11 protein-coding genes, 5 tRNA genes and 1 pseudogene are annotated in these 10,311 nt (G+C 36.4%); all 17 read left to right on the top strand.

Annotated features, from left to right (window positions below; translation table 11 throughout):
- The coding region (locus VLZ86_RS04915; RefSeq protein WP_325449323.1) for an alanine:cation symporter family protein at positions 1–565 on the top strand (565 nt) is incomplete at its 5' end.
- Between the two features lie 10 nt (positions 566–575).
- Positions 576–1,469: a helix-hairpin-helix domain-containing protein gene (locus VLZ86_RS04910; protein WP_325449321.1), complete on the top strand. Its 894-nt coding sequence runs from the start codon at positions 576–578 to the stop codon at positions 1,467–1,469.
- A gap of 16 nt (positions 1,470–1,485) precedes the next feature.
- Positions 1,486–2,652 carry an acyl-CoA dehydrogenase family protein gene (locus VLZ86_RS04905; RefSeq protein ID WP_325449319.1) on the top strand — a complete coding sequence of 389 codons (1,167 nt, stop codon included), beginning with the start codon at positions 1,486–1,488 and terminating at the stop codon, positions 2,650–2,652.
- A gap of 360 nt (positions 2,653–3,012) precedes the next feature.
- Positions 3,013–4,437 (top strand): carboxypeptidase-like regulatory domain-containing protein, encoded by a 1,425-nt coding sequence (locus VLZ86_RS04900; RefSeq protein ID WP_325449317.1) that lies wholly within the window; start codon positions 3,013–3,015, stop codon positions 4,435–4,437.
- A 151-nt stretch (positions 4,438–4,588) separates the two neighbouring features.
- Positions 4,589–4,783: a 30S ribosomal protein S21 gene (rpsU, locus tag VLZ86_RS04895; RefSeq protein WP_325449315.1), complete on the top strand. Its 195-nt coding sequence runs from the start codon at positions 4,589–4,591 to the stop codon at positions 4,781–4,783.
- Positions 4,784–4,878: 95 nt separating this feature from the next.
- Positions 4,879–5,790 (top strand): tyrosine-type recombinase/integrase, encoded by a 912-nt coding sequence (locus tag VLZ86_RS04890; protein WP_325449313.1) that lies wholly within the window; start codon positions 4,879–4,881, stop codon positions 5,788–5,790.
- A 68-nt stretch (positions 5,791–5,858) separates the two neighbouring features.
- Positions 5,859–6,161: a ribosome hibernation-promoting factor, HPF/YfiA family gene (gene hpf, locus VLZ86_RS04885; protein WP_129016654.1), complete on the top strand. Its 303-nt coding sequence runs from the start codon at positions 5,859–5,861 to the stop codon at positions 6,159–6,161.
- 102 nt (positions 6,162–6,263) lie between these two features.
- Positions 6,264–6,340: transfer RNA gene (locus tag VLZ86_RS04880), tRNA-Thr, on the top strand.
- 114 nt (positions 6,341–6,454) lie between these two features.
- Positions 6,455–6,536, top strand: a tRNA-Tyr gene (locus tag VLZ86_RS04875).
- A 328-nt stretch (positions 6,537–6,864) separates the two neighbouring features.
- Positions 6,865–6,937, top strand: a tRNA-Gly gene (locus tag VLZ86_RS04870).
- Positions 6,938–7,142: 205 nt separating this feature from the next.
- Positions 7,143–7,214 (top strand) — tRNA-Thr (locus tag VLZ86_RS04865).
- A 65-nt stretch (positions 7,215–7,279) separates the two neighbouring features.
- Positions 7,280–8,467 (top strand): elongation factor Tu, encoded by a 1,188-nt coding sequence (tuf, locus tag VLZ86_RS04860; RefSeq protein WP_325449310.1) that lies wholly within the window; start codon positions 7,280–7,282, stop codon positions 8,465–8,467.
- Positions 8,468–8,621: 154 nt separating this feature from the next.
- Positions 8,622–8,694: transfer RNA gene (locus VLZ86_RS04855), tRNA-Trp, on the top strand.
- Positions 8,695–8,782: 88 nt separating this feature from the next.
- Positions 8,783–8,977, top strand: a complete 195-nt coding sequence (secE, locus tag VLZ86_RS04850) for a preprotein translocase subunit SecE (protein WP_129016656.1) — start codon at positions 8,783–8,785, stop codon at positions 8,975–8,977.
- Between the two features lie 14 nt (positions 8,978–8,991).
- On the top strand, positions 8,992–9,549 hold the full coding sequence (gene nusG / locus VLZ86_RS04845) for a transcription termination/antitermination protein NusG (RefSeq protein ID WP_325449307.1): 558 nt from the start codon (positions 8,992–8,994) through the stop codon (positions 9,547–9,549).
- 67 nt (positions 9,550–9,616) lie between these two features.
- Positions 9,617–10,054 carry a 50S ribosomal protein L11 gene (gene rplK / locus VLZ86_RS04840; protein ID WP_129016658.1) on the top strand — a complete coding sequence of 146 codons (438 nt, stop codon included), beginning with the start codon at positions 9,617–9,619 and terminating at the stop codon, positions 10,052–10,054.
- 11 nt (positions 10,055–10,065) lie between these two features.
- Positions 10,066–10,311 (top strand): annotated as a pseudogene (locus VLZ86_RS04835) (50S ribosomal protein L1); the annotation flags it as partial.

Genomic DNA, 10,311 nt, shown 5'->3' with positions numbered 1-10,311 from the left:
GGCATTCTCAAATGAGGCGGGGGTCGGTTCGGCAGCAATTGCACATAGTACGGCAAAAACAAACAATCCTCCATCAGAAGGTTTCGTGGCTTTATTGGAGCCATTTATTGACACCGTTGTGGTGTGTACCTTAACCGCCTTGGTGTTGATTTTTACAGGAATGCATGAGGTAGAAGGAATGGCGGGTGCGCAATTAACTTCTGATGCTTTTGGTAGTCAAATCTCCTGGTTCCCGTATGTATTGGCCTTGGCTGTTTTCTTATTTGCATTCTCAACCATGATTTCTTGGTCTTATTACGGTATGAGAGCGTGGACATACTTATTTGGAAAAAGCAAAAAAATTGAATTCATCTATAAAATGTTGTTCTTGGTTTTTGTGGTGATTGGCGCTTCAGTCAGCTTAGGTGCTGTTCTAGATTTCTCTGATATGATGATTCTTGCTATGTCCTTTCCTAATATTATCGGATTGTACATTATGTCAACAGAGGTCAAAATCGATTTGGATGCTTACGTTAAAAAATTAAAAGCAAATCTGCTTTATAAAAAGCAGGAGCCAGTTAAATAAAATAAATATCATGGCATATAAATCCCATTTCAAGTTTTCTAACAGTCAACGGAATGGGATTTTTTTATTGGCTATTCTCATCGTTGTTTTTCAATGCATTTATGCCTTCGTGGATTTTTCTTCGGAAAGCGCACAACCAGATACAAAAACTTTGGTTAGATTCAGACAACAGGTCGATTCATTGAAAAGAGTAGTGATAGATAAGAACAAGCCCAAGTTTTTTCCGTTCAATCCAAATTACATCACAGATTTTAAAGGGTACACTCTTGGAATGTCCACGGAGGAGATTGACCGATTGTTGGAATTTAGAAAAAAAGATCAATGGATCAATTCTGCCAAACAATTTCAGGAGGTGACCAAAGTTTCAGATTCCTTGTTGGAGACACTGTCGCCATTATTTCAATTTCCGGATTGGGTGACCAATCCAAAGCCTAAAGATAATTGGGTGGATTACTCAAAAAATCCAGATCAAAAAGGATATAATATTAAAACTTATGAGCAAAAAATCGATTTGAATAAAGCTTCAGCCCAAGAATTGCAAAAGGTGAATGGCGTAGGTGAAAAGCTATCGGATAATATTGTCAAATATCGAAATAAGTTCAAAGGAGGTTTTATCTCAGAAATCCAACTGCAGGACATATACGGATTGACGCCTGAAGTGATAGAGCGTATCACAAATGATTTTGCGGTAAAAACACCGAGACTGGTGGAAAAGATAAGTATCAACAATGCTACAAAAGAGCAGTTGGTCACAATTCAGCATATTGATTATGAGATTGCGCATTATATTATTGAACAAAGAACACTGCGAGATGGCTTCAATTCTTTCGATGAGTTATTGAAAGTTAAAAAGTTTCCAATCCAAAAATTTGAGATAATTAAGCTATATTTGACCCTGAATTAAATGAAAAATATACTATATGAACAGCATGTACTTCACAGAAGAACATCAACTTTTTAGACAAAGTTTACAGGATTTTTTAAAAAAAGAAGTCGTCCCACATATTGATAAATGGGAAAAGACAGGTACCATTGAACGCTTTATATGGAAAAAATTTGGCGACATGGGCTTTTTCGGTATTAATTATCCTGAAGCCTATGGTGGAATGGATCTCGATTTATTCTATACCGTTATTTTTCTTGAAGAATTACAAAAAATAAATTCTGGTGGCTTTGCAGCTGCCATGTGGGCACACGCTTATCTTGCCATGACGCATCTCAATAAAGAGGGCAGTCATGAAATAAAGGAAAAATATTTAACTCCAAGCATTACTGGAGATAAAATTGGCTGTTTGTGTATTACGGAACCTTTTGGGGGAAGTGATGTTGCAGGCATGCGTACTACAGCTGAAAAGAAAGGGGATACCTATGTGATTAACGGTTCCAAAACTTTTATTACAAATGGTATCTATAGCGATTATTTAGTCGTAGCAGCCAAAACTGATCCTGATGCTGGGCATAATGGGATGAGTATTTTTGTAATGGATAGAGATACTCCAGGAATCTCCGCCACCAAACTTGATAAATTGGGATGGAGAGCTTCAGATACTGGAGAAATTGCTTTTGATAATGTCATTATTCCTGCAGATCATCTTATGGGAGAAGAGGGCAAAGGGTTTCCGTACATCATGCAACATTTCGCTTTAGAAAGATTGATTATGGGTATCAATTCTCACGCAAGGGCAGAGTTTGCGCTTGAATATGCCATTCAATATATGTCTGAGCGCACCGCTTTTGGCAAAACCATAGATAAGTTCCAGGCTTTACGTCATAAAGTAGCGGATTTTTATACCGATATGGAAATATGTAAGGAATTCAATTATTCTGTAGCCTATCGTTTAAATAAAGGAGAGTATGTCGTAAAGGAAGCCACCATGTCCAAATTACATTCTACAAAAATGGCCGATGAGGTTATTTATGGCTGTCTTCAGTTTTTAGGCGGGTATGGGTATATGGAAGACTATCCAATGGCGCGTTTACTAAGAGATAGTAGATTGGGTCCCATTGGCGGAGGTACCTCTGAGATTTTGAGAGAAATCATCGCTAAAATGGTGATCGATAAAAAGGACTATAAACCGGCAACCTAAGCGTTTTTGATCATCATTTTGGCGAAAATTCATCTCAATTGCGCTAAAAAATGTTGATCGATAAAAAAAAAGGACTATAAACCGGCGACCTAATTTTCTTTCATCATTGTGGTGGAAATTTGCCTTAATTTTATTAAAATGCTGAGCGATTAAAGGCCTCTAAATAGGTCAGCTTACTTATTTGAACTTTATATTGGTAATAATATGTTGCAATTGTATTAAATTGGTGATTGTTAAAAAAATTTACAAGCCTGTGACATAATTAATGAGCTCATACTTTAGCTGAAAACCCCAAATTGGCTTTAAATATGATTTAAAAAATAGTGTAAGTCTGATATCTAACTAATCTACATCCTGAACATGAAAGTCAATTATTTCAAATACCTACTGACGTTAACAATTTGCTTTTTTTCTTTTTCAGTCTTTTCTCAAAAGGAAGTTAAAAATAAAATTTCTGATTTTGGCACATTGATGCCCGTCGAGAGTGCCAGTATCTATGTCCAAAACACGACCATCGGAACCGTAAGTAATGCCGATGGGAAATTTGTATTGTTAGTTCCTAATCAATTCGAAAACGATACCTTAGTTATTTCATCCATTGGTTATAAAAGTTTCAAAACTCCAGTTAATGAGTTTGATAATACTCAAGAAATATATTTGGAAGAGGATATAGCTTCTTTGGACGAAATTGTATTAATCGCTGAAAACAGACCAAAAACGGCGAATGATATTGTACTGAAGGCTCTTGAAAGATTGTCTGTAAATATGCCTGAAACACCTTATCTTCAAAAAGGCTTTTTACGTCATAAAGAACGTAACCGACGGGAATTTAAATGGCTCATTGAAAGTGCTATTACAGTTTATGACTCCAGTTATATGTCATCGGCGGCATCCAATCTAAGAATAAATGTAGATCAAGTCCGAAAAAGTTATGATCTACGTGATGTGGATAGCCTGCTTACCTATACAGCATATCTTAAAGAAAAGGCGAACAGAGGTAACCTTATGGCAAGAAATTTAAGAAGAGACACCATCAAAACTTCTTCTTTAGTAAAAGCAATCAAGTGGAACGACACCAGAATCAACGGACTGCAAAATTTGTTTGAAAGTAAATTGAACGTTTTGAGAAACGCCAATAACAATCGAGCTTTGTTTGGTGAAGATATTTTAGATAGGCACCAATTCAGGTTAGACACCATACTGGTTGATGATGATAGAAAGATTTATAAAATTGAGATTTCAGAAAGCCATAAATACATAAATTTAGAAACTAAGGGTATATATAATGATGGCTACCATGCCAAAGGATGGCTTTACATTTATTATGACAATTATGCCGTCAAGAAATTGGAATACGAATTAATTGCAGCGTCTGATGCTCAAAAAAGTAGAAGTAAAACGCTTTTCGATACAAAAATCAACCATAAGTTGATAATGACCTTTAGAGAGTATCAGGATAAGATGTATCCTAACTATTTATATTATGAAACTCCAAAATTGGTGAATGTTGGTTATAAGCCAACCAAGCCAGGGGAAGTGAATGATCCGGATGCCAATACCGATGAACGCTTTTACTATACGGTCCAAGAATTGTTGTTCACTGAGATCATTCTGGACCCAGAACAAATTGAAAAGGCTCTAAAGCAACCTTGGGACCCAGATATTTTTGCGGTAAAACCTTATAATAAGGACTTTTGGAGAAATTACAATACCTTGTTGGAAAGTGAGGAAGACGAAAAATTGATTCAGGACTTGACCAAGCGATCTTCGTTGTACAAGGAATAACTTAAAAGGTAAGTATTATTTTCCCTTTAGATTGAGGTTCATAAATGTGATAATCTTCCGTTTATTTTTTTTTATAATTTTAATTGTAAATTATAATATACTTTTTATATTTGCAGCCTAAAAATTCTAAAAGAGAGGAGGTCAAGACACTATGTTAATAATACCAATTAAAGAAGGAGAAAATATAGATAGAGCGTTAAAGCGTTACAAGCGTAAGTTTGATAAAACTGGCACGAAACGTCAATTACAGGCGCGTAAGCAGTTTGACAAGCCTTCTGTTCTAAATAGAGCTTCTTTTCAAAAAGCACAATACATTCAACGTTTAAGAGATCGTGAAAACGTATAATTGTAATTTTGAAATCAAATAAAAAGAGATTCCTGCAACCGCAGGAATTTTTTTTGTCTTATATTTAATGAACCAAATCCTAAATTTGCTCCTTAATGCCTGAAGTAATTTCTCAATTCTCATCTTTTTCTGACTACCTACTGCACGAAAAAAATTATTCTGAACTGACGGTCAAGGCTTATCTCACAGATCTTGGAGCATTTTCAAGGTATGTTGGTGATGAATATGACTCCTCCACCATTCAAGATGTGAATTACTCGCAAATAAGAAGTTGGATTGTTTCTTTGGTCAAACTCGACATTTCTAATAGAAGTATCAATCGCAAGGTGTCATCCCTCAACTCTTATTTTAAATTTCTGATGAAAACAGAAGCAATTGAAGCGAACCCTTTATCCAAACACAAAGCTTTAAAAACCACCAAGAAGGTACAGATCCCATTTTCGCAAAACGAAATGGATGAAGTTATCCAAATTTTAGAATTGGAAACTGACTTTGAGGGGTTGAGAAATCGGCTTATCGTGGAGCTTTTTTATGCAACGGGAATTAGGCGCATAGAGCTTATTCAAATCAATCTAAAAGATTTGGATTTATCCAACAGAACGTTAAAGGTTCTGGGCAAGAGAAATAAAGAGCGTTTTGTTCCGTTAATAGATAGTGTCGTATTGACTGCAAATAAGTATATACAGCTAAGAAATGAATTAGAAATTATTGAAGACAGTGAATATTTGTTTTTAACTAAAAAAGGTTTAAAAATATATGAAACGCTTGTTTACAGAGTTATTAATGAGTATTTTAGTATGGCTTCTAGCAAAGTAAAAAAGAGTCCGCATATATTGAGGCATTCTTTTGCAACACACTTACTTAATCAAGGAGCTGATTTAAATGCCGTTAAAGAATTGTTGGGCCATTCAAGCTTAGCGGCGACCCAAGTTTATACCCATAATAGTATTGCTGAATTAAAAAAAGTGTATGCCAATGCGCATCCGAGAAGTAAAAATAATAACTAGTGTCTAACCAAATGAAAGCATAACACTTTAATGGTTTTATGCTCTTAATTTATTAAAAAATCGAACACATGAAAGTAAACACGCAATCAGTTAACTTTACAGCAGACAAGAAGTTAATCGACTTCATTCAGAAAAGAATGGATAAGTTGGATTTATTTTATGATAAAGTCATCCAATCAGATGTCTATCTTAAAGTCGAAAACACAAGTGATAAGGAAAATAAAATATTTGAAGCCAGAGTGAGCGTTCCCGGTGATAGTTTTGTGGTGAAGAAACAATGTAAAACATTTGAAGAAGGGGTAGATATGGCGGTTTCTTCCCTTGAAAGACAGTTGAAAAGACGAAAAGAGAAATTAAGATCACATATTTGATAAAAATTTCTCATAAAATGTTTTGAATAAAAAAATAAATCTCTACATTTGCAGTCCGTTAGAAATAGCGGGCTTTTTTATTGAAGGAAAAGTTCATAAAAAGCCGATGTAGCTCAGCTGGCTAGAGCAGCTGATTTGTAATCAGCAGGTCGTGGGTTCGAGTCCCTCTATCGGCTCCAAATTCCTGCAGAAGCAGGAATCTCAAAGTAATTGGATTTTGAGAAATTGTTCTTTATAAGATTGAAAGTGAAGTTTGAGATGAGAATTTTTAGAATTTGAGTTTTAAATTGTTTGGGGAGATACTCAAGCGGCCAACGAGGGCAGACTGTAAATCTGCTGACTACGTCTTCGCAGGTTCGAATCCTGCTCTCCCCACAAAACTTTTAAATAAGCAGGTGTCAAAAGCTCGCTTTTGTAAAACTGCGTTTTAAAAGTTTTAGTAAGGGGTCACCCTTACGGATCACCGACCGAAGGGAGGTAATCCAAAATAATGAGAAAAATCTTTTAAGCTCGCTTTTGTAAAACTGCGTTTTAAAAGTTTTAGTAAGGGGTCACCCTTACGGATCACCGACCGAAGGGAGGTAATCCAGGCACATTCCTGCGAAGGCAGGAGTCTAAAACTAAAGTCTATTAAGCTAAAGTTTGAAAACGTTCATTGAATATTGGAATTTTGGAATCCCTGTTTAGGATTTCCATAAAAATTGCGGGAGTAGCTCAGTTGGTAGAGCGTCAGCCTTCCAAGCTGAATGTCGCCGGTTCGAACCCGGTCTCCCGCTCAAAGAGTGAGTGTCGTCACGTCTAAAAGTGTGATTTCTCACTCAAAAGAGTGAAATGTTGTCACGTCGCAATGCGTGACCAGCCCTCTCGAAGAGTAGATTTTAGCATATTAAATATATGATTGGCTATTCTGGATACGTTTCAAGTTTCTTGTTGCAACTTTTTGAACTTGAAATTCGGAACCTGAAACCACCAAACTCAATCGCCGGTGTAGCTCAGGGGTAGAGCGCTTCCTTGGTAAGGAAGAGGTCACGAGTTCAATTCTCGTCATTGGCTCTTTTTAAATAAGCAAAATTAAATTTTTGAACACTAATATAAATTAAGATTAAAATAAATTAAACATGGCAAAGGCAACTTTCGATCGTTCAAAACCACACCTTAATATAGGTACTATTGGACACGTGGATCACGGTAAAACAACTACGACAGCAGCTATTACTAAAGTATTAGCTGATGCAGGTTTTTCAGAAGCAAGATCATTTGATCAAATTGATAACGCTCCAGAAGAAAAAGAAAGAGGTATTACAATTAATACATCACACGTAGAATATGCAACAGCAAATCGTCATTACGCTCACGTTGACTGTCCAGGTCACGCGGATTACGTAAAGAACATGGTTACTGGTGCTGCTCAGATGGACGGCGCTATCCTTGTGGTTGCTGCAACAGATGGTCCTATGCCTCAAACACGTGAACATATCCTTTTAGGACGCCAAGTTGGTATTCCTAGAATTGTTGTATTCATGAATAAAGTTGACTTAGTTGACGATCCTGAATTATTAGAGTTAGTAGAAATGGAAGTACGTGACCTATTATCTTTCTATCAGTATGATGGTGATAATGGTCCAGTTATTCAAGGATCTGCTTTAGGAGCACTTAACGGTGAGAAAGAGTGGGTTGATAAATTGTTGGAATTGATGGAAGCTGTTGACAACTGGATTGAGGAGCCAACTAGAGAAGTTGACAAGCCTTTCTTGATGCCTATTGAAGATGTGTTCTCTATTACAGGTCGTGGAACTGTTGCAACAGGTCGTATCGAAACTGGTATTGCTAAAACTGGAGATCCAGTTGAAATCATCGGGATGGGTGCAGAGAAATTAACTTCTACTGTAACTGGTATTGAAATGTTCCGTCAAATTCTTGATAGAGGTGAAGCTGGAGATAACGCAGGAATCTTATTGAGAGGTATTGAGAAGTCTCAAATCTCAAGAGGTATGGTTATTGTTAAGCCAGGTTCTGTTAAGCCACACGCTAAATTTAAAGCTGAGGTTTATATCTTGAAAAAAGAAGAAGGTGGACGTCATACGCCATTCCATAATAACTACCGTCCTCAGTTCTACGTACGTACAACTGACGTAACTGGAACGATCACGTTGCCAGAAGGTGTTGAAATGGTAATGCCTGGAGATAACCTTACAATCCACGTTGAGTTGATCCAATCAATTGCAATGACTGTAGGTTTACGTTTCGCGATCCGTGAAGGTGGACGTACTGTAGGTGCAGGTCAGGTAACTGAAATCTTAGACTAATTATAATTTAAATATTTATTAAGGCGTCTTGATTTTTCAGGATGCCTTGATTTATATTTATCTGTCACGCTTAAAACGTGGGCTCAGCAATTGAGCTGATTAGTGAAAATTATAAAAAAGAAAACGATGTTCATCATTATTTTCTTTTTATAATACGGGTTTAGCTCAGTTGGTAGAGCACTGGTCTCCAAAACCAGGTGTCGTGAGTTCGAGTCTCCCAACCCGTGCAGAGCAATTTAAAGCATTTAATTTGAAATGGTTTAGATGAAGTTAATAGAGAATTGAAGCTCTCATTTTAAAATAAACACAACTGTAATGGCAGGATTTGTAAATTATATTTCAGAATCATTTGGTGAATTAAAGAACAATGTGACTTGGCCAACAATGGCTGAAGCGCAACGTTTAACCATAGTAGTAGCTGTTTTCTCAATCATATTTGCTTTGGCAATTTGGGGCGTTGATACAGTTTTTAGTGGAGTTATCGAAGCTTATTTCGACTGGATCAAGTAAAATACAAATAAAGAATGTCTGAAACTAGTGGAAATAAAAAGTGGTATGTTGTAAGGGCCGTAAGTGGTCAAGAAAACAAAATCAAAACCTATATCGATAACGAAATTGCCCGTTTGGGTCTTGGAGATTATGTAGATCAAGTTTTGGTGCCTACTGAAAAAGTAATACAAATACGTAACGGGAAAAAAATAAGCAAAGAGAAAGTTTATTTCCCTGGTTACATCATGATTCAAGCCAATTTAAGTGGTGAGATTCCTCATATCATTAAATCGATTACCAACGTAATTGGATTTTTAGGAGAGACAAAAGGTGGTGATCCTGTGCCATTAAGACAATCTGAAGTAAACAGAATGTTAGGTAAGGTGGATGAGCTTACCGTTGATGCAGATGCTAACGCAGCAATTCCTTTCACCATTGGAGAAACCGTCAAGGTAATTGATGGTCCGTTCAATGGATTTGATGGAACTATCGAAAAAATAAATGAAGAAAAGCGTAAACTTGAAGTGATGGTGAAAATTTTCGGAAGAAAGACACCATTGGAATTAAGTTATATGCAAGTTGAAAAAGTTTAATAATTGTTACAAATAGATCGTATGTCTTTTGGCTTCCAATGAAAAGATGTGCACTAAAAATTAAAAAATGGCAAAAGAATTAAGTAAAGTAGTTAAGCTACAAGTTCGGGGAGGTGCAGCGAATCCATCGCCACCGGTAGGACCCGCTTTAGGAGCTGCTGGAGTTAATATCATGGAATTCTGTAAGCAATTTAATGCTAGAACTCAAGATAAGGCTGGTAAAGTATTGCCGGTTGTTATTTCTGTGTTCAAGGATAAATCGTTTGATTTCGTAATTAAGACTCCACCAGCTGCAGTACAGTTAATGGAAGCGGCCAAAGTAAAAAAAGGATCTGGAGAACCGAACAGAAAGAAGGTAGCAAAAGTAACCTGGGATCAAGTTAAAGCAATTGCAGAAGATAAAATGCAGGATTTAAATGCATTTACAGAAGCAAAAGCTATAGACATGGTTGCCGGGACAGCAAGATCAATGGGTATTACTGTAACTGGTAAAAAACCTAATTAAAAATTTTTGAAATGGCAAGAATAACTAAAAAGCAAAAAGAGGCAAGAGCCAAAGTTGATAAAACCAAACTTTATACTCTTGAAGAGGCTACAACTTTAATTAAAGAAATTTCCTATACTAAATTTGACGCTTCAGTGGATATCGCTGTAAGACTTGGAGTGGATCCTCGTAAAGCAAATCAAATGGTAAGAGGTGTGGTTTCTTTACCTCACGGAACAGGAAAGGACATGAAGGTTCTTGCATTGGTAACACCTGAC

The organism is Gelidibacter sp. (assembly GCF_035515035.1).
Classification (GTDB): Bacteria; Bacteroidota; Bacteroidia; order Flavobacteriales; family Flavobacteriaceae; genus Gelidibacter.
Note: the sequence above shows the minus strand (reverse complement) of the source record. Positions and strands in the feature narration are given on the sequence as shown.